Origin of the sequence: Grimontia sp. NTOU-MAR1 (assembly GCF_035758505.1) — a bacterium.
Classification (GTDB): Bacteria; Pseudomonadota; Gammaproteobacteria; order Enterobacterales; family Vibrionaceae; genus Enterovibrio; species Enterovibrio marinus.
In genome coordinates, this window is record NZ_CP142109.1 from 852,985 (window position 1) to 873,393 (window position 20,409).

17 protein-coding genes are annotated in these 20,409 nt (G+C 47.9%); 9 read left to right on the forward strand and 8 right to left on the reverse strand.

From position 1 onward, the window contains the following. Nucleotides 1-13 precede the first annotated feature (13 nt). Nucleotides 14-1,888, reverse strand: a complete 1,875-nt coding sequence (locus VP504_RS21820) for a TRAP transporter permease (protein ID WP_325894139.1) — start codon at nucleotides 1,886-1,888, stop codon at nucleotides 14-16. A gap of 52 nt (nucleotides 1,889-1,940) precedes the next feature. Continuing rightward, the gene (locus VP504_RS21825; RefSeq protein ID WP_325894141.1) at nucleotides 1,941-3,536 is read right to left on the reverse strand and encodes an alkaline phosphatase family protein; all 1,596 of its coding nucleotides are present in this window, start codon (nucleotides 3,534-3,536) and stop codon (nucleotides 1,941-1,943) included. 517 nt (nucleotides 3,537-4,053) lie between these two features. Between VP504_RS21825 and VP504_RS21830 the strand changes: the two genes are divergently transcribed. Beyond that, a complete protein-coding gene (locus tag VP504_RS21830; RefSeq protein WP_325894142.1) occupies nucleotides 4,054-4,404 on the forward strand; it encodes a PilZ domain-containing protein in 351 nt (116 codons plus the stop codon). A gap of 69 nt (nucleotides 4,405-4,473) precedes the next feature. After that, nucleotides 4,474-4,896: a hypothetical protein gene (locus tag VP504_RS21835; protein ID WP_325894143.1), complete on the forward strand. Its 423-nt coding sequence runs from the start codon at nucleotides 4,474-4,476 to the stop codon at nucleotides 4,894-4,896. A gap of 76 nt (nucleotides 4,897-4,972) precedes the next feature. Here VP504_RS21835 and rarD read toward each other — a convergent pair whose 3' ends face one another. Then, nucleotides 4,973-5,872, reverse strand: coding sequence for an EamA family transporter RarD (gene rarD / locus VP504_RS21840; RefSeq protein WP_325894144.1), 900 nt, complete (start codon nucleotides 5,870-5,872; stop codon nucleotides 4,973-4,975). A 720-nt stretch (nucleotides 5,873-6,592) separates the two neighbouring features. On the opposite strand from rarD, the gene VP504_RS21845 reads away from it, so the two are divergent. Both VP504_RS21845 and VP504_RS21850 read left to right on the forward strand, forming a co-directional pair. After that, on the forward strand, nucleotides 6,593-8,944 hold the full coding sequence (locus VP504_RS21845; RefSeq protein WP_325894146.1) for an FG-GAP repeat protein: 2,352 nt from the start codon (nucleotides 6,593-6,595) through the stop codon (nucleotides 8,942-8,944). A gap of 18 nt (nucleotides 8,945-8,962) precedes the next feature. Next, nucleotides 8,963-9,103 carry a hypothetical protein gene (locus tag VP504_RS21850; RefSeq protein WP_325894148.1) on the forward strand — a complete coding sequence of 47 codons (141 nt, stop codon included), beginning with the start codon at nucleotides 8,963-8,965 and terminating at the stop codon, nucleotides 9,101-9,103. Between the two features lie 124 nt (nucleotides 9,104-9,227). Here the strand turns inward: VP504_RS21850 and VP504_RS21855 are convergent, their stop codons facing one another. Continuing rightward, complete coding sequence (locus VP504_RS21855) at nucleotides 9,228-10,946, reverse strand: RluA family pseudouridine synthase (protein WP_325894149.1); 1,719 nt, start codon at nucleotides 10,944-10,946, stop codon at nucleotides 9,228-9,230. A gap of 600 nt (nucleotides 10,947-11,546) precedes the next feature. Between VP504_RS21855 and VP504_RS21860 the strand changes: the two genes are divergently transcribed. Continuing rightward, on the forward strand, nucleotides 11,547-12,980 hold the full coding sequence (locus VP504_RS21860; protein WP_325894150.1) for a catalase: 1,434 nt from the start codon (nucleotides 11,547-11,549) through the stop codon (nucleotides 12,978-12,980). Between the two features lie 91 nt (nucleotides 12,981-13,071). Here the strand turns inward: VP504_RS21860 and VP504_RS21865 are convergent, their stop codons facing one another. From VP504_RS21865 to VP504_RS21875, 3 genes are all read right to left on the reverse strand, one after another. Beyond that, on the reverse strand, nucleotides 13,072-14,367 hold the full coding sequence (locus VP504_RS21865) for an alpha/beta fold hydrolase (protein ID WP_325894152.1): 1,296 nt from the start codon (nucleotides 14,365-14,367) through the stop codon (nucleotides 13,072-13,074). 38 nt (nucleotides 14,368-14,405) lie between these two features. After that, nucleotides 14,406-15,107, reverse strand: coding sequence for a PilZ domain-containing protein (locus VP504_RS21870; RefSeq protein WP_325894154.1), 702 nt, complete (start codon nucleotides 15,105-15,107; stop codon nucleotides 14,406-14,408). 212 nt (nucleotides 15,108-15,319) lie between these two features. Beyond that, nucleotides 15,320-15,745, reverse strand: a complete 426-nt coding sequence (locus VP504_RS21875; RefSeq protein ID WP_325894155.1) for a thiol-disulfide oxidoreductase DCC family protein — start codon at nucleotides 15,743-15,745, stop codon at nucleotides 15,320-15,322. A 119-nt stretch (nucleotides 15,746-15,864) separates the two neighbouring features. On the opposite strand from VP504_RS21875, the gene VP504_RS21880 reads away from it, so the two are divergent. Beyond that, entirely contained in the window at nucleotides 15,865-16,494 is a 630-nt protein-coding gene (locus tag VP504_RS21880; protein WP_325894156.1) for a LysE family translocator, read from the forward strand. Between the two features lie 71 nt (nucleotides 16,495-16,565). On the opposite strand, the gene VP504_RS21885 is transcribed toward VP504_RS21880, so the two are convergent. Continuing rightward, nucleotides 16,566-17,105 carry a peroxiredoxin family protein gene (locus VP504_RS21885; RefSeq protein WP_325894157.1) on the reverse strand — a complete coding sequence of 180 codons (540 nt, stop codon included), beginning with the start codon at nucleotides 17,103-17,105 and terminating at the stop codon, nucleotides 16,566-16,568. Between the two features lie 231 nt (nucleotides 17,106-17,336). Between VP504_RS21885 and VP504_RS21890 the strand changes: the two genes are divergently transcribed. The 3 genes from VP504_RS21890 to VP504_RS21900 are packed head-to-tail and all read left to right on the forward strand — an operon-like array spanning nucleotide 17,337 to nucleotide 20,406. Continuing rightward, nucleotides 17,337-17,966, forward strand: a complete 630-nt coding sequence (locus VP504_RS21890) for an NAD(P)H-dependent oxidoreductase (protein ID WP_062711886.1) — start codon at nucleotides 17,337-17,339, stop codon at nucleotides 17,964-17,966. Beyond that, nucleotides 17,963-19,924, forward strand: a complete 1,962-nt coding sequence (locus tag VP504_RS21895) for a monovalent cation:proton antiporter-2 (CPA2) family protein (protein WP_325894159.1) — start codon at nucleotides 17,963-17,965, stop codon at nucleotides 19,922-19,924. Before VP504_RS21890 ends, VP504_RS21895 begins: the two co-directional genes overlap by 4 nt. Beyond that, a complete protein-coding gene (locus VP504_RS21900) occupies nucleotides 19,924-20,406 on the forward strand; it encodes a GNAT family N-acetyltransferase (RefSeq protein ID WP_325894160.1) in 483 nt (160 codons plus the stop codon). The genes VP504_RS21895 and VP504_RS21900 overlap by 1 nt, the downstream gene beginning before the upstream one ends. The last annotated feature ends 3 nt before the right edge of the window (nucleotides 20,407-20,409 follow it).

A 20,409-nucleotide genomic window follows, 5' to 3' on the forward strand; every position in this document is an offset into this window, starting at 1 on the left:
GAATGTGGCGGCACTAACGATTTAATGGTATGCGATATCGCATAGTAGTAATGGTGATAAGAGCGATAGAAATGCCAGCGAGCTGCACCCAAAGAAAAGGCGAAATCGCTGCCAGACCAGCCAAGATATAAATTATTTTCTTCAGGCCATTGCTGCTGAAAGCGCTGGATATCAGCAACACAGCGGCAGATGTGGTTGCCAACGCAAGCAGAAGCGATGGAACAGAAAAGCCCTCAGTGATAAGTAACAGTGAGGGTTGATAGACAAAAGCAAATGGAATGATGAAACCGACCACAGCCAATTTTAATGATGTAAAGCTGAGCGTCAGTGGATTTGCATTGGCGATCGGTGCAGCGGCAAAAGCAGCAAGCGCAACAGGCGGTGTCACAGCAGACAAAACGGCGTAGTAAACGACAAATAAATGCGCAACAACCGTCTCAACCCCTAAAGATGACACCGCAGGGCCCATGACAAGCACAATGATCAGATAGGCGGGTACCGTTGGCATACCCATCCCCAAAATAAGGCAGCCTACTGCCATACAAATCAAAGAGAGGAAGAGATGGCCTTCTGCTAATGTCTGAATTGCTGAAGAGAAGCGTAAACCCAGCCCCGTGCTATTCATTACTGCAATGATCACTCCCACTGCAGCAACAATGACGGAGATAGATGCAGCAGCCCTCGCTCCGGTTTTAATCAATGACCACCAGGTACTTATATTCGCCATTCTTTGTGGTTCAATCATCGCTCCGAGTAATATGGCTGAAATAACGGCCCAGAATCCAGCTTGAGCAGGGCTTGACCCACTCACCATCAACACGACAATCAAACCAAGAGGGACGACAAATGCCAATGCCTTACGTTTTTCAAGGGGAGTAAGTGGCTCCTGGTGTTTGTCTCCCATGGCCTTCATACCCATAGACTTCGCCTCAGCGGATATAAACGCGAAGAGGCTTGCGTAATAGAAAATGGCAGGAATAAGGGCAGCAAGGCAGATACTCAAGTACGGGATACCAGTAACATCAGCCATGATAAATGCGACAGCCCCCATAATTGGCGGCATCAGCTGACCGCCACTCGATGCTGCTGCTTCAACGCCACCGGCAAATGCCGCTGAAAAGCCTCTTTTCTTTATCATGGGGATCGTGATGACGCCCGTCGCCACCACGTTAGCCACTGCGCTGCCGGAAATCGTACCAAACATACCACTTGCCAACACCGCAGCATGCGCATCACCGCCAGCGAGACGTCTCGTGAGACGAAAAGCCAGCTTTAGCAACACGTCGCCCGTCCCCAGCGTTTCCAGCAATACACCAAAAAATATAAAGATCAAAATGGTAGAGGTAACAACTGCAACAGGCCGGCCAAAAACACCATCGAAGCTATACCAGACCGTTGTCAGAAGTTCTGACAACTCAACGCCAGCATGACCAATAAACGATGGCAGGACATCGCCGAATAATGCGTAGCAAAACGCCAATGAGCACACCACTAACAGCGGAGTACCCACGACTTTATAGACGAGGTAAGCGAGTGACAACAAGCCGAAAATAGCAAGCACGATATCAGTGCTTTCAAGCTCATACAAACCTGTTTCCAGCTCGACAGATACCCAGAAATAACGATAGGTAGAGGCACAAACGGCGACAACAAAAAGTAACTCAGTGAAACGGAGCCAATTTAACGATGAAGTATCCGTCAAACGTGTCATTAGCAGTATAATTGCTCCGAGGGACACGGTACCAACACGAATAATCGTATCGTCCCAGGTTCCCCATCCCGCTGTATATATGATTGACGCAACCATCAGAAGGTATAAAGGGGCAGAAACGATATTGAGTATTTTCGCTATGCTCAGTAACAAATTCTGTGGTTTGGTCTCGGTCATCCGTGCTCCCTCATACTTTAAGTATCCAGTGTCCCTTCCCTAGTTTCAGTCATCACCAATAGCCGAACAAATATCCTCGTTTGTCGGCAATGTCGGTGTTACTTTCAATAGCGGTGTCCGATACGGTCACTCTGTTTTTCCTTTTTCGGTACCAATCCAAAAGAGCCTTTTCCATCTCTGTGCATACCGCCCGACAAGCTTCCTCATTGGCGAGATCGTTTTGTTCAAATGGGTCAGCGGTAAGGTCGAAAAGCTGCGGCAAGAAATGATGATAATCAATGTATTTCCATCGCCCGTCGGTGATCATCGTGGCCTTGGTTTGATCCGGTCTTAGGCCAAGCGTTCTCCTCGCTCCTCTCCATGCATAATCCATTTCGCTCACGGCATGTTTTCGCCATTGTTCCGGCTTAACATGCCCATAGAGGAAAGGCGCCAAAGAACGGCCCTCAAGAATATGAGACTGAGGCTCAAGGCCGGCCAGCTCGACAAATGTCGGGACGAGATCAATAGACTCGGCGAGTAAATCAAGTGTTTTACCTCGTGAAGCATTTGCAGACGCTCTGGGATCATAAATAATCAGAGGAATTCTGGCGCTCTCTTCATGGAACAGCTCTTTTTCACCAAGCCAGTGATCCCCCAAGTAATCACCATGGTCAGATGTGAACACAATGACCGTGTTTTCATACTCACCTAGAGTTTTCAGATGTTCAATCAGCCTCGCGAGGTGGTCGTCCACTTGCGTGATCAGCCCCATGTAGGCTGGAATAACGCGCTTTCTCACCTCTTCCCTTGAAAATTGAACAGACTCGTTATGCTGCATAAATGCAGAGACGACAGGGTGTGGATTTTCTTTCTCATCAAGCGTTGCGTTGACCGGCTGCACATCTTCTTCTGAATACATGTTGTGGTAAGGTGCTGGCGCAATATAGGGCCAGTGGGGTTTGATATAGCTCAGGTGTAAACACCAAGGGTTCCCTTTCGCCTCGTTGATAAAGTCTATGGCTCTATCGGTCGTATACGCTGTTTCTGAGTGCTCTTCGCTCACTCTCGCCGCGAGATGACTGTTTCGCATGTACCAGCCAGACTGCAGATTACCCTTCTCGTCAATACCTGAATTCGCCACGCTGTGCCAAGGGTTATGACCTTCATAACCTCTTTCTTTAAGGTAGGTGTTGTAAGCGAGATCAGGCGATAAGAGCTGATCGGGGTGCAAACCGTCATCCCGCTCATATGGTTCAAATCCGCATTGACTGACCAACACACCGCGTGAAGATTGCGGATCAATGCCTAACCTTTCCATTCCTTCTGCGTCAGCTTTCATGTGTGTTTTACCGACCAAAGCCACCCTATATCCCGCAGAACGGAGATGATCACCCAGCGTCTTTTCAGACACCTTCAGCGGAACATTGTTATAGCTAGCACCGTGAGAAGAGGCATATCGCCCCGTATAGAATGACATTCTCGAAGGCCCGCAGACAGGCGCCTGACAATACGTCTTGGTAAAATTCACACCGTTACGTGCCAACGCATCGATGGTTGGCGTCTTTATTGTCGGGTGGTTGTTACAGCCAAGGTAGTCAGCGCGGAGCTGATCAGCCATAACAAAAAGTATGTTGGGCTTTTTTGGGTTGGTATCGTCGTTTTTCACTGACAAGCTTTTCCTTTCAACGCTCGACGCCCCTCTCGGGAAGCCGTTATTTTCCTTTATCTAATGGATAATGTATGGCGGAAAATTGTAGAAAGAAAATAAAGTTTCACTAGGTGAAACCACTAGGGTCTGTTGACCTTTGGTGGTTAAATTTTGTTCTAGCTATAAGCGTTTTAGGCGCGGCGAGGTGCGCGCGCCTAGTAGTCTAAGCAAATACATCTCAACAAAGCATAAAATCCCCACAAACTGCTGTAAAAATCATCACCAAAGGTCAACAGCCCCTAGATAGTAAGTGTATCAGCAATATGGCTATTTATACGTTCGTGGTCATCAAGAAACTGTTTTATAAACAGCATGTTGGATCAACTAAGCTGGCGTGATTAGAAGACGGACTCATCCAGAGATAAAAAACGCCCTCGGATACTTTTTTCTTTTGGTGGGATATCGTCCGCACTCATTATGCATCAAGTTGCTAATATTAAAGTTGAGAGTCCAGCAATCATGAGTGAATACTGAGATGGAAAAAGACGAAGAACAAGAAGAACAAGAAGAACAGAATCGTAGTTTTTTTAGGCTTAGGTATAGCGAGCCAGAAATGCCTTCTTTCCTGTGGGATGGCACCACATTCCCTGTGTGTGAGATTTCAGAGCAAGGTATTCGCATTGTCTTAAAAGCAGACACCCAGATTGTAGACGGGGAAGTTATCGCCGGTATTATTCATTTTGAAGATGATGGTGAGATTGAAATACAAGGCAAGCCGCTACGAAGAGATGAAGATGAGCTAGTCATTAAACTTCATCACGGGGTCGAACTCAGAATCATCAACAAAGAGCAGATTAGAATAAGAAAAAAATATAGCCGAGACTGAATCCAGTCTGCCAATCCCCCCAATTGCTCACCTGCCATTCCTTCTTAAAAAAGGGAGAAAGGTGATGGAATGATTGCCTTACACTACAGCAATAAAGTATCGGATAATTCAGTTTGGCATGAGCTTATTCTCAAAGGATTTGGTATGGCTGATATGGTAAAAAATGCAAAATGCGCCTTGGTTTCTTGTTCTTTGTTTTTGACCAGCGTTGCACCTTCATCATTCGCCCTGGAATTGACTCAGGCACAAAAAGAAGAGTTCGTGAACAGCACCATGATGATGCTCGAAGCAGGCGGTATTCTGGGCTCTATTGCTAAGTGCTCGGGCAAATCTGAGGGTGAACTAAAGAAAGGGTATGAAGAGGTTCTTTTCCAGTGCTATAACGAGATTAAGAGCTTTGATGAAGTCTCTATCTGCCTGACGGAAAAAGTACCCAAGATGACAGGACTGACGGCGGAGCAACTGGATAAGTGCGCGCCGGACGACATGTGATTTGATAAAAAAGGGGCATGACACCCCCTTAACCTTTTCTTGCGCAAAGCTTTACTAGAAAGCCAATCGGCCTAACCTAGGGTTGCGGCAAATCCGGCTTGGGTTTTACCTTCACCAGATTTTCGATAATGCTGATCGCCAAGCCCAGCCAAATCAGACCAAAACTGACAGTTTTCACGCTATCAAACGTCTCACTGAATACCGCGACCGCCAGAACAAACTGCAATGAAGGCTCAATGTACTGCATAAAGCCAATCATCGACATTTGCGCGTACTTCACCGCCTCAGAGAAGAAGAACAATGGCAACAAAGTCACTGGCGCGGCGCCAAGGTAAAGCAGCAGGGTAGACATATCACCGGATACTCCCACGCTGTTACCTGTGCTCATCTTGTAGGCCATGTAGATTGCCGCAATCGGCAGAAGCACAATGGTTTCCACCAACAGGCTCGAAATCGCATCATACTTCACATGACGTTTGCACCAACCATACAGTGCAAAGCCCACCGCCATCAGCAAAGCAGCAACAGGCAGTTCATCGTATTGCCAGATTTGATAGCTCAACCCTAAGGTGCCGAAAACGACAGCGGCTTTCTGCCCTAGAGAGAGCGTTTCATTAAACGCCACCACACCGAGTGCGATCACCAAAAGTGGGTTAATGAAATAGCCAAGGCTCGCATCCAATACGCGGTCGTTGGTCATTGCCCATGCAAATGCACTCCACGAAACACACATCATCACAGAGGCGATGCCCGCGAAAAGAAACGAGCGTTTATCGGCAATCAGCGCCGCCCAGTTTGGCGACTTGGCTTTGCGCAGTTGCAACACCAAAAGCAAAAACGGCAACGACGCGAGAATACGAAGTGCCAACAGCTCATCCATGGCTGCGTTAGGCAAAAATTGGTAATAGAGCGGCATGGCGCCCCACAACAGGAAGGCAACAGCCGCCATCACGTTACCAAAACGTGTTGGACTCATAGATAAATACCTGGATGAAAAGTGGTCAGAGGATGCGCGATTGTATAGCGAGATCGTGATTTGTAAAGTGGTTAAGGTGAAAGAATAAAGCGTTGAGCTTCGAAATTTTTTGGACGTATAGAAATGGTGAATTTGTGGATGCTAATAATGGGTTTGAAGTCAGTTAAAAATGGTAATTATGTGAAATGAATTAATATTCAAAGTGCATTATTTTCTAGCCGAATTTCGCTATTTCAAGCTGTTATTTTTAATTGCTTGATAGCCGTTGAGCCAGAATTCGTCACCAATTCCGCTCTTAGTCTCTTTCCCCTTCCAAGGGAAGGTTGGGATGGGAGTCGGCTCTGACACGCTTCTGCCCCAAAGCCAGTGTCACTGAGTCCGTCATGGCGCGGAAAAAAGAAAAACAAAACAAAACAAAACAAAACAAAACCAATTATGTTGAAGTGCGCCGCATTCTTTAAAGGAGTGGTGTGTCTCAACTGTGAAACTTTCTTTCTGTATTTCACCAGATTTCTCTCAGTAACTGTCTGCTTTAACAATTAATCTGATTTCCACAGTTTCTCAGTCTTATTTGTGAATCAATATTCTCACCATTGAATTCCCCTCAATCTCTTCTAGCTTATTTTTTGATGCGAAATTTTACGCGCACCCGATTTGTGGGTGTGCTGATGGGCTTAACACGCTTCACAACCATTAGGCGTAATTTATCGAGGACATAGGATGTATTTCTTCAAGAAAGCGATATGGGTGGTGCCGGTATTCTCGCTCGGACTCACCGCTTGTGGGGGGGATGACGCAAATACGACAGCCTCCGTACCGGGGAACACGAATAGTCTCCCTTTACCGGGCGCACCGGTTTTAGCACAACCGACGGTGGGGGCGCTCACAGGTGATGCTTATCCTGTCACCTTCAGTTGGAGTAGCGCCACGAATGCGGCGGGCTATTTCCTGTGTAGAAAAGATGCATCACAAGACGATAACTGTGCAATGGTGGGCGAAACGACGGCCCTTACATCGCTGACTCTGCCTCTGAGTTTGGACACGCCGGCTGACTATTTTGTATTGGCCAAAAACAGTTCGGGCTCAACGGCGTCTACTGAGATAGCCGTATCGCTTCCCAAACCAGAGATGTCGGTTTTAGCGACGCCACAGGTGGGTGCGTTCAACGATAGTTCTCGTTTTTACCCTGTCACCTTTAGCTGGGATAGCGCCGAGTATGCGACGCACTATACCTTGTGCAGAGAAGACGGATCAGAAGACGATGACTGTCAATTTCTACAACAAACCGAAGCTAACAATACCTCGCTTACTGCCAATCTAAATTTGGACGAACTGGCTAATTATTTTGTATTGGCCTCTAACGGTACAGGCAAAACAGCGTCTGGTAAGCAAGCCCTCTCTCCCGCTCCTGGTGCAACGAATTTATCGCTAGAGGTGGGTGCGCTCTCAAATGGCTATCATCCTGTCACCTTTACCTGGGATAGCGCCGAGCATGCGACGGGATATACCTTGTGCAGAAAAAATGATGCACTCGATGATGACTGTGAAAAGCTGGGCGAAACGATTGACACAACATCGCTTACTCTGAGTTTGGGCCCACTGAAAAATCATTTGGCTGAATTTTTTGTGCTAGCCGAAAACAGCACGGACAAAACAAAGTCTGGTTACGAATCCTTAACATCATCAGACCTGACAACATTGATAACCTACATCAAGGCCTCGGATACCTCGCCGAATGACCTATTTGGCTGGGCGGTATCGGTGTCAGGGGATGGCAACACCCTCGCGGTGGGGGGTATTGGAGAAGATTCCAATGCCGATCGCTCTAACGATACCGGGGAAACTGATTCCGGCGCGGTGTATGTGTACCGCTTTGCCAGTGGCCGTTGGTCGGAGGAGGCCATCATCAAGGCCTCGAATGCCGGGGCAAGTGACCAATTTGGCCACTCGGTATCACTGTCATCGAATGGCAACACCCTCGCGGTGGGGGCTCGCTTTGAAGATTCCAATGCCGATGGCTCTAACGATACCGGGGCTGGTGATTCCGGCGCGGTGTATGTATACCGCTTTGACGGTAGCAATTGGTCGGAGGAGGCCTTCATCAAGGCCTCGAATACCGGGGCAAGTGACCGATTTGGCCACTCGGTATCACTGTCATCGAATGGCAACACCCTCGCGGTGGGGGCTCGCTATGAAGATTCCAATGCCGATGGCTCTAACGATACCGGGGCTAGTGATTCCGGCGCGGTGTATGTGTACCGCTTTGCCAGTGGCAATTGGTCGGATGAGACCATCATCAAGGCCTCGAATGCCGGGGCAAGTGACTATTTTGGCTGGGCGGTATCTTTGTCATCGAATGGCAACACCCTCGCGGTGGGGGCTCATGCGGAAGATTCCAATGCCGATGGCTCTAACGATACCGGGGCTAGTGATTCCGGCGCGGTGTATGTATACCGCTCTGACGGTAGCAATTGGTCGGAGGAGGCCTTCATCAAGGCCTCGAATACCGGGGTAAGTGACTATTTTGGCTGGGCGGTATCTTTGTCATCGAATGGCAACACCCTCGCGGTGGGGGCTTATGCAGAAGATTCCAATGCCGATGGATCTAACGATACCGGGGAAAGTAATTCCGGCGCGGTGTATGTGTACCGCTTTGCCAGTGGCCGTTGGTCGGAGGAGGCCTTCATCAAGGCCTCGAATGCCGGGGCAAGTGACACTTTTGGCTACTCGGTATCGGTGTCAGGGGATGGCAACACCCTCGCGGTGGGGGCTCGCACTGAAAAGTCCAATGACACCGGCATTAACGGTAACGGGACCGATAATAGTGTAAGTGCTAGAGGCGCTGCGTATGTGTACCGCTTTGACTTTAACAAATGGTCGCAGGAGGCCTACATCAAGCCCAAGTATAATACCCTTACAACTGACTTATATTTTGGCCGCTCGGTATCGGTGGCAGGGAATGGCAACACCCTCGCGGTGGTGGCTCGCTATGAAGATTCCGGTGCCACTGGGATTAACGGTGACGGAAACATTGGCGGTGTAACTAATTCCGGCGCGGTGTACATCTACTAGCCCATACCAGTAGTCACAATGGACGCGCCCAAACACGGTGTTGCACCAGACCGAGAGGGTGAAATCCGTGAATCGGGCGCGTCCATATCTATCCCAATGGCTCGGTTTCTTTTTGTGGGCTCAGCCAACATTGCGCTAAAACAACAAAGTGAAAAGTGAGTGTGTCACTTTGCGTAAATAGCGCTAAGAATTGGTCGATGGAGAGCACAAAAGCTAAGTCGGAATTGTCCAAAAATGTTTCAACCCCAAAAGAGCCAACCCCCAGACTTAACCTTCAATATTTTTAAAACCTGCACTCCGCCCCAAACGTCATTCGCTCATGCGTATACGGATGATCAAACGACAACTGCTCGGCATGCAGATGAAGACGGGTATCGGGTTCGCCGTAAAGTACGTCGCCGACCATGGGCATATTTAATCCCTTCGAATGGGCGCAGTGGACGCGAAGCTGGTGGGTGCGGCCGGTTTTGGGGAGCATGTAGAGCTTGCTGCAGCCATTTTTCACATCAATTAATTGCCAATAAGTGGTAGCTGGTTTGCCGTGTTCAAAGCAGACCAACTGGCGGGGCCTATCATCTGGGTCGCCGCGCATCGGTAAGTTGATTTCACCTTGTTCTTGTTCAATCACACCTTCCACCATGGCGATATAGCGCTTTTCCACACCTCGGGTGATGAACTGCTTTTGCAGGCTTTTGTTTGCGCGGCGGGTGAGAGCAAATACCAACAAGCCAGACGTCGCCTGATCCAGTCGATGAAGCACAAAAGGGCCTTCTACATTCGGGAACATTTCAATAACGCGGGTGTAGGCGGAATCTTTAATCGTTTTGCCCGGTACTGAAAGCATGCCGGAAGGTTTGTTGACGACGACAATCGCATCGTCCTGATAAACCACTTCCAGCGTTTTATCTTCTGCCCAGTTTTGTTCAAGTGGGTTTGGGTCAACCGTTAAGCCTTCGAGCATGTGCCCAAGGATGGGATGACACTTTCCGTGGCAAGAAGGGTAGAACTTCCTGTGCTGACGGACTTCGGATTTTGGTGACACGCCCCACCAGAACTCCGCCATTGCTAACGGTGTATAACCGTGTTTGTAAGCGAAGTGAAGAAGCTTAGGTGCAGCACATTCACCTGCCCCCGCTGGTGGTGTTGGGTTGGTGGTGGGCGCAAAGATCGCTTTGAGGGACTTCTCTTCCCCAAGTGCGTTGAGGAAACGGTATTGCTCAAACAGCATGTTCTGAAGAGTGTTTGAGAGGGCTTTACGTTGCTGCTTGGCGTGCTCGATATCTGTAGTTAATGCGCTGAGTTGTGACTCGATAACGTGGATTTTATCGTCCCACCACATTTTCAGGTATTTAAGCGTGTTTTTCTCTGCCACGCTTTGCCTCGCCAATTCATCCAAGGCAGCTTTCAGGGCATCGCCCGTTAAGGTTTCTTCCGCGATTTTCCGTGCTTGTTTCCGGGCGACTCGGCTTTCAATCATGCGCTGGCGTTGTTGCTGTTCTTCCGCGCCATACTCGGCCTTCATTTGAGCAAGTTGAGCACTAAACTGCTCTAAAAAAGGGTTGGCAGAAAGCACAGAGACTTGGGTATTTAGCTCAGTGATCGCTTCCAACTCTGTTCTGAAGAAACACTCTTCCGCCAACATATCGAACACAGGTGGAACGAAGTGAGGCAGTAAGTTTTGGTCAGCAATTTTTCCGGAGAAGGCACTGAAGTAACCAAGTTCGCCTTTTGGCGATCGCACCAGCAGCACACCAAACATTTTGCCTGTGCCTTCAGTAGAGCCATCAAGTCTTGGAGCCAGTGCGTCATCCAAACCGAAATCGTGTTGCCAATCTGTCTGATTTACGAGGTGTTGTTGCAGTTCATCTGCTGCGAGAACACAAAGTGGATGTGGCTGATAGTAAAAGGGAAAGGTAAATGCACCTGGCAGTTCAAACTGCTCTGTCTCGCTTTGAAAGCGGGTGAACAATTCTTCAGGGGTAAACGGCATTTCTTGGTGCATGGTTATCGTCTATCAGCAGATCGGTTTGGGGCCGTGATTCTACCTGTTTAGGTGAGAAAAACCACTTTACTGAATTTAAGCCTTTTACGGATTCTGACACTGTAATCGATGGTGGTATCCCCAAATAACCTGAAGATACAGGATTCAGCGAGCAAGGCAAAAATGGGCTTACTGAACCATTGAATTCATTGCTTACTTGTTGGACTCGACGTTCAATTGTGGTTATTTGGTACGTTAGACATTGGATCGTCTCTGCCAAATAAAGTATGAAAAAAGTATGAAGAATTTGTAATGCGACGAGAAAAGATGTGTGTTTTGGGATGCATCCTTGATGATTTCGTGTCGAAAATTACGGTGGTTTCTTAATTGCTAAATTCAGTAAAAATGCAATGATAACAATATGATAAATCCTAAAAAACCATTAGGGCATTGAAGTATAAAGCATTCGTTTAGTCTACATCTAAACAAAGAACGATAGAAAACATCTATTGAATCGATGGAGAAAAGGTATTTTTCTTTGAGCTAACCCACGGGCTAAGATTTTTGTGAAACATAAGATCTATTCACAAACCGTTAGAACATCTCTGGAAGGATACAAATATGAGCAAAAAATTGACTACCGCAGCCGGCTGCCCTGTCGCCCATAACCAAAATGTGATGACTGCAGGTCCCAGAGGACCCCAACTGTTGCAAGACGTTTGGTTTCTGGAAAAATTGGCGCACTTTGATCGCGAAGTGATTCCAGAGCGACGTATGCATGCAAAAGGCTCTGGCGCATACGGCACCTTTACGGTGACACATGACATCACCCAATATACCCGTGCAAAGATTTTTTCCGACATAGGAAAGAAAACGGATTTGTTTGCTCGCTTCACCACGGTTGCAGGTGAACGTGGTGCGGCGGATGCTGAACGTGATATTCGAGGGTTTGCCCTCAAGTTTTATACGGAAGAAGGTAACTGGGACTTGGTGGGTAACAACACGCCTGTATTCTTCTTACGAGACCCTTTGAAATTTCCCGATCTCAACCACGCAGTGAAGCGAGACCCTCGCACAAATATGCGTAGCTCTGCAAATAACTGGGACTTCTGGACATCGCTGCCTGAAGCTTTTCACCAAGTAACGATTGTGATGAGTGACCGTGGTATTCCTGCTTCTTATCGCCATATGCACGGTTTTGGTAGCCATACGTTCAGCTTCATTAATGCGGATAATGAGCGTTACTGGGTGAAGTTCCACTTTAAAACACAACAAGGGATCAAAAATCTTACCGATGAGGAAGCTGAGCAGTTAATCGGTAAAGATCGTGAGAGCCACCAGCGTGACCTCTACGAGGCAATCGAGCGTCAAGATTTTCCCAAATGGACAATGTACGTTCAAATCATGCCAGAGCTTGAGGCAGATGAGGTTAACTTTAACCCATTTGATCTGACGAAAATCTGGTCTCAAAAAGACTATCCATTGATCGAAGTTGGCGAGTTTGAACTGAACCGAAACCCTGAGAATTTCCATGCAGAAGTTGAGCAGTCCGCTTTCAACCCTGCGGCTGTTGTTCCTGGAATTGGTTTTTCGCCGGATAAGATGCTGCAAGGACGTCTCTTTTCTTATGGCGATGCTCAGCGTTACCGTCTCGGGGTGAACCACCACCAAATCCCAGTTAATGCGCCGCGCTGCCCGGTTCATAGCTACCACCGTGATGGCGCAATGCGGGTTGATGGAAACTTTGGTTCAACAATCGGCTATGAGCCAAATCATCAGCAGGAATGGGCTGAGCAGCCTGATTACTCAGAGCCGCCACTGCGTATTAGCGGAGACGCAGACCATTACGATCATCGAGTAGATGAAGATTACTTTAGTCAAGCAGGTGATCTGTTCCGTCTTATGACTGCAGAGCAGCGCCAAGTGCTCATTGACAATACCGTCAGGGCTTTAGATGGTGTACCTGACTTCATTATCGACCGTCATATTAAGCACGCTTACAAGGCTGATGAGGCTTATGGCAGAGGCCTTGAAGTAGCGTTAGGACGTAAATAGTAAGTAAAAAGGAGGTACTTCTGGTACCTCCTAATTTTCTAATAAATGGTGTATCGAATTGATTGAAGCGGGAAGTGGTTTCAGTCTTTGTTCAGCTTGGTAAGTTCCCAATGTGCTCGCCCATCTCCATCAGCTTGCTCAGAATTCTCTCACCATCAGCACGCAGGCCATTGTGCTCATACTCATTGGTGATCCAAGCGCGGCTGTTAGGAATACCTTTCAGGGTTTCCCGTGAGTAATCCATTTCGACATACATGTCGTCAGCATAAACAGCACAGGTGACAGGCACCGTGTTTTCAGCGAGTTTCTTGACATCGTAGAGTGCAGGCCAATCTGACTTAGTCGCCAGTGCTTCTGCAGCCTGTTTGAGCGGCAGCAGGTTTTGCATTTGGTCGAACATCCATGGATAAACCATCTCTCCGGTAAACAGGAAAGGTTTGCCCGGTTCGTAATTAAACTCGGCGTATTCCGCATTGCGAATGCGGTGTGCAGACCAAACTGATGCTTCGCCCTGATTGTAAATTGGTTCGTGCAGGAAAGCGTAAATCGGGTTGGTCTGGTAGCTTTGTTCCGTCAACATCGGCTGCAGGAAACTGACACTCAGCACTTTGCCTTGGGCAGTTTCTGTAAAGGCTTCTTCCAACAGATAGTACATTGGCAGATTGGCACCGCTTCGGCCCAAATTGATACCAATCTGTTGGAACTGTTCAACGGTAAAGGTTTGGCCGTTTGGCAGTTTCACATCGCGGGTTCGTAAGAACTCAGCAATTTCTGCGCAACGTCTTTGTGCAGATGGAAACTGGTCAAAGAAGGCTTTGTTTTTGTCTAACACACGTTGATAGGTGGCACGGTAAACATCATCAGCATGACGGGTAAGAGAAGGTACACCGCCTGTGATGTAAACGCGATGCAGACTTTGCGGATAAAAAGAAAGGTACGTTAGTGAGCAGAATCCGCCAAAGCTTTGGCCAAGTATTGACCATTTTCCGGCGCCCAGTTTCTCGCGAATCGCTTCGGCGTCACGAACGATATTGTCTGCCCGGAACTGGCTAACGTACTCCACTTGTTCGTGCACTTCTAAGTGACCCAGTGTTTGGTGGGTCAGGGGTGAACTCAAGCCTGTTCCGCGCTGGTCTAACAGTAACACGCGGTGATCTTGCAAGGCGCGTTTCAACCAGCCACTCTTTGAATCAGGACGCGGGGAGGGGAAGCCCGGGCCTCCCTGAAAATAAACCAGCCACGGCAGATTGGCGTCTGCTTTCGATGATTCGACTACTTCACGGGCAAATACGGTAATAAAAGTGCCTTCGCTGTCGTCATAATTGAGCGGCAGTTCGAATTGGTGCTGGCGGTAAAGGACGCCATTTTCGATAAAGGTATTTTGCATAACCTATGTTCCTTGTCGTGAAACGGGAGATATGGTTGTCAGGAGACAGTTGAGACAGCACTGTTGGAATTATCAGCACTCAATTCGGATGCCAGGATGAGTTTAGCTAAGGTATCGCGAGATTTGCTTTTACTTGCGTCACTAAATTTAATGCCGAGTTGAACACCGTCGCCATTGCTGGTCACGTTCATAACCGTTCCTTCAAATTCCACGGGGTGATCAAACAGCGCATTGATGACAAATCCAATGGTTTCACCTTCATCAATGAACTGGCTGCTGGACACGCGAATGGCACAACCGCTCAGCGAAAAGTCAGACAGCTTAGCCAAGGCTTTACGTCCATCAATAATGAGATGAACAATACGCGAAACAGCATATCTGGCATCAGAACGCATGCGGTGGATGCTCACTTGAGGTGGCAACTCTATCGCAATCATTTTCTCCGGGCGGTGTAATACGCTGAGAATATGAGATTTGAACGCAAAGATCTCACCATAGCGTGATGAGGTTAACCCCCGGACAACCGCCTGCATGCCGGATGTATCAGTCAGCAGCTTCGAGAGCTCAGGATCAGTGGGCGTTTCCAGCAGGATGTACTTTTTCTCGCGATATCCGATAAGACGTGAAGCGCCACCAAACGCTTTGATCTTGTCTTTGTACCTAAGCTCGAAAGTCAAAGGTGTTCCAACAGGTAGCGTTGGTAGGAATGCTGAAGGTGTAAGAATATCAGTGGTTTTCATGTTTCAAATAGAGCAGTTGATGCGCATCGCTTATTTGGATGTACCTAAGCCATCTTCTTCTTAATGTTGCGACGCATAGTGTAATGCACTGATGGTGAGGGTTAATGAAGATTTAGTCAATAGATTGAGGTGCTGCACAGAAATACATATTTATGATTAATAATCAGCAGGTTACATAATTATTTGGTTGCTGAATGAGAGCGTTTGTTTTGTTAGTTTTTATGATTGTCGGGTTTTTCTTCGGCAATCGAACAAACGCCATTCTGGCAAGGCTCACATTTTGAACGGCCAGTGAAGAGGTAGGAGATTTTGTAGCGGTTTCTGGCGAAGAAAAGATAGGCTTTGTCTGCAAACCAGCGAATAACAGGTAATCGAAGTAGACCAATCCAGCGCTTTTTCCCAACAAGAGACCAAGCTTTATGGGTGACATCTAGCCCTAGCAGCAAAGTACCATCGCTCAATTTTCCATGCAGAATTCTGCTGGCTTCCATGGGGTCGATATCTGGAAACCGGGATTTGAAATCCGGCGCGAGAATATCTTCAAACTTTAAGCTTTCCGCTCGGTTAAGCGCTCGCAACTGATCCATTTCAGCCACGCAAAGTGGACAACTGCCATCGTAGAAAAGGGTGAAGGTCATCGGAGTACTCTTGTTTGATTAATTGACTTTACAGTACGGCCTTGATTTCAAATCGGATCGCCATAATATCATCGTAAGAAGAGTAGAGAAAAAGAGCAAAAGAACGAAGGAGAAAAGGAATGGAGTTCTATCAGGCGTTTTTAACATTAACTTTAGTGCACTTGTTAGGTGCCGCCTCACCGGGTCCAGACTTTGTGATGGTATCGCAGCAGTCTCTCGTTCACGGCCGCCGTGCCGGCCTCCTTGTTAGTCTCGGTATTGCTCTTGGACTTTCTGTTCACATTGTTTATTCCTCTATTGGCCTCGCGACGGTGATCAGTGAATCTTCTATGGTGCTGACAGTGATGAAATATCTGGCCGCGGCGTATTTGATTTATCTCGGTTGGAAGGGCATACGAAGCAAGGCCGCTGTTGGTGATGATGAGCAAAACGTGAGTGTGAAGCGACGTTCAGCGTCTAAGTTAATTTCAATGGGCTTTGTGTGTAACGCGTTGAACCCGAAAGCGCCGCTTTATTTCCTTTCTGTGTTCACCCTTGTGTTGTCTCCGGACATGCCAGTGATTGAACTTGCGTTGCTTGGCGCATGGATGATGTTCATTCAACTTCTATGGTTTGGTTCAGTGGCTTTGGTGCTTTCTAAGCCTTCCGTGCAGGCAAAGTTCAAACGTATTGGCCACTGGGTTGATCGTGTTTTGGGTTCGGTGATGTTGGCATTCGGTGTGAAGTTGTTGTTTACCAGCACTAAGTAATTTCTCCAAAGATAAATAAGAAACGCCCTGTATTTGCAGGGCGTTTTGCTTTTCCGGCATGACAACTTCAATCAGTAAGATGCGGTACCACGGATTGGATAGTTGTTATCCGGGTTACGGATCCATGCCAGACCATTCACCAGCGTTTCCACATCAGGGCGAACGAATGGGTTATTGGAAATATCGACGACTTGCACTGTGCCCTGCTCGTTAATCACGAAAAGTCCTGGCTCGGCAAAGTTGTGGTCAGTTTCCTGCTCTGAACGCGGAAGAGAAACCCAAAGACCCAGATCTTTCATTTGCGCTTCAGATAAGCCATATGCAAGTGGGAAGGACACTTCTAAACGCGTCATGTGCTCTTCAAGTTGTGCGATGCTGTCGCCAGATACAGCAATAATATCGATGCCAATTTCCGCCAGCTTGTTTTTGTAATCTTCAAGATGATTCAGGTATCGGGTACACATCGGACAGTGACGACCACGGTATATCACTACCATTTGCCAGGTTGCTCCTTCGCGCGGCTTTCCGAGCGTATGCTCCCCGCCTTCAAGATCCTTTAGTGTTATTGATGGGAATTCGCTTCCCGCTGCCAGTTTGTTTGTGTATGCCATTTTCTAGCCTCCCAGTTATTTGCAAAATCAAGGTTGGTCTGCTTGGTAACTACTGTCAACCAGTTTACTTTTGGTAACCTCAGTGTGAGAAATTGCTAAATTGAGAAAATATCTGCGAGATTCAGAGGGTAAGATAGTAGTGAGATTAACTAGACTAGACGCAGTAGGTCGTGCATTAAATTTTCATGGCGATATTCAGTGTGCGAATCCAGTCAGTCCTTAAGGAAAGCTATGGCAGACAATAAAAAAAGGGTTCTCGTGTTATTTGCGCATCCTTCGCAAAGGCGTTCTGAAGTGAACTCTCCACTGTTTAAAGTGGCTCAATCGGTAGAAGGGGTCACGACCGTTGACCTCTATGGAGAATACCCTGACTACCACATCAATATCGATCTGGAACAAAAACGTCTGCTTGAGCACGATGTGGTAATTTTCCAGTTTCCGCTCTACTGGTATTCAACGCCTTCCATTTTGAAAGAATGGCAGGACTTGGTGCTTGAATATGGGTTTGCCTATGGTTCAGACGGCATAGCGCTGTGCGGAAAACAATTTCTGTGTGCTATCACAGCTGGTGGCATGGAAGGCGCTTACAAGGCAGACGGTTTTAACCAATTTAAAATCCGTGATTTGTTGAGTCCATTGGAGCAAATGGCGAACTTAACGGGTATGAAGTATCTCGCTCCTTTTGCGTTGTTTGGTTCACGCACCGCAATTGAAGACAACAAAGTCGACCGGCATGTTGCTGCTTACGAATTATTGTTAAAGGCGTTTGTGGATGGAAACGTTGATCTCGACGCCGCGGCATCTCGTGAAAAAATCACTGTGGCTACTATCGGCCATGTGCTAAAGGAAGGTGAGTCATGACAAGCATTTTTCTTCAGGCGTTTATTTATCTTATTGCTGCTGTTGTCGCTGTGCCTATCGCCAAAAAGCTGGGTTTGGGGTCTGTACTTGGTTATCTGATTGCCGGTGTGGTGATTGGCCCTGTGATTGGTCTGGTGGGTGATGAAACCACCACTATTCAGCACTTCGCCGAATTTGGCGTGGTGATGATGCTGTTCTTGGTTGGCCTCGAGCTTGAGCCGAAAATGTTGTGGTCGATGCGTAACAAGCTACTAGGGTTGGGGGGCTTGCAGGTTGGTTTGACTGCAGCCATCGTTATGGGGATCGCGTTGGTACTGAATCAGGTATGGAGCGTTGCGTTAGCAGTAGGCCTGATCTTCGCGCTTTCCTCTACTGCGATCGTACTGCAAACCTTTAATGAGAAACGTCTGACCAAAACTGAAGGCGGCCGAAGTGCATTTTCTGTGTTGCTGTTCCAGGATATCGCTGTGATCCCTATGCTGGCCTTTATCCCGCTGCTTGCATTGCCAGAATTAGTGGAGCAGGCACAGTCTGCAGCCGCCGACCATCACGAAGAAATGAGTCTTGTCGCAGGCCTTCCTGGCTGGGCGCTGGGCTTGGCTATTATGGGTGCCATTGCCGGTGTGGTGGTTGGCGGACACTTCCTGAGTCGCCCATTATTCCGCTTTGTGGCAAGTTCAGGATTACGTGAGATCTTTACTGCGACGGCGTTGATGCTGGTGATTGGTATTGCCGCGCTGATGAGCCTTATTGGACTTTCTCCAGCACTGGGAACCTTTCTGGCAGGTGTCGTCCTCGCAAACAGTGAATTCCGCCATGAGCTTGAGTCGAATATAGAGCCGTTCAAAGGTTTGTTATTGGGGCTCTTCTTTATCACGGTCGGTGCAGGTATTAACTTCGGTATTCTGTTTGATGATTTCTTTGTCATCATTGGTTTGACTGTGGGCTTAATGTTACTGAAAGCTGGGATCCTGTTTGTTCTGTCGCTGTTTTTCCGCATTAAGGGCACGGCACGCTGGCTGTTTACTTTAAGCCTTGCACAGGCGGGCGAGTTTGGTTTTGTGCTGCTGAGTTTCTCGATGCAGAACCATGTGCTGCCAATGGAAGTTGCTCAATTGCTGTCTCTGGTGGTGGCGATTTCGATGTTCCTGACCCCGGGTTTGTTCATCCTGTATGACAAAGTGATTCTGCCGCGCTTCGAGCAAAGTGCAAATGATCGGGAAGCAGACGAGATTGACGAGCAGGGCAGTGTGATCATCGCGGGGGTGGGTCGCTTCGGCCAGATTGTTAACCGACTCCTAACAGCAAATGGTGTGAAGACCGTTGTACTCGATTACGAAGCAGCACAAATTGAAAATCTACGTCAAATCAATATCAAGAGCTACTTTGGTGATGCTACACGTCCTGAACATCTTCACACGGCAGGTATTGAAGAAGCTGCAATACTCGTGGTGTCGATGGATAATCAGGAAACAACCACAGAACTTGTCGAGTACGTAAAGAAAACATACCCGAACGTCAAGATACTTGCCCGAGCTTTTGACCGTGGTCATGCTTACATGCTGCGCCATGCGGGAGCAGATTACGTGATCAAAGAAACGTTTCTTTCCGCGCTGGAACTGGGTGCGGAAGCACTCCGTTCACTGGGGGAGCACCCGTTTGTGGTCGAGCAGCAGAAAGTGACATTTAAGCGCATCGAGAATGAAAGTTCGCAGAAGCTGTTTGAAACGTGGAAAGGTGGTGATGACAGTAAGAACTATGATACCCATTATCAGAACCTGTTTATCCAACTTGAAGATGCTATTCGCGACGCGATGAGCGAGGACCGAATGGACCGGCATAGCATGACTGAACGCGAATGGACGCCGCCGCCAAAAGGCTATCTCGATGATTTCAAAGGCGACGCTGAATGCAACAAAGATGAAACAGAAGACGGCTCAGAGGAAAAGCCAGCCTGATGCTCTTAGTACCGTTTCGCGATGAAAATGCGCCTCAGCTTTGTGAGTGGATAAAAAGCGGCCGGGATAACTTTCTGTGGGGAGGCCCGGCGTTTGATTTCCCGTTGCAGATAGCGAGGGTGCGCGAACATATCGCTAAAAAGGAAGTGACGCCATATTTGGTGATGCATGAAGGTGTTCCTATTGGCTACATCGACATTTACCGCGTTTCCAAATCGGAAGTTCGTCTTTGTCGGGTATTAATTGCGGAAACATCAGCCCGTGGAAAGGGTTTAGGAAAACAGCTCGTTTCCTTGGCGCTTGATGTAGTCACTGAAGATCCTAGAATCCGCACCGTGTCTTTGGCAGTGTTTGCTCACAACGAGATCGCAGTTCGTTGTTACACCTCATTAGGTTTCGAAATGCTTTGTGGTGAAACTAAAGTGAGGGAGTTTCAGGAGGAGGATTGGACACTCTACCGAATGACAAAACGTATTGCCTAACGA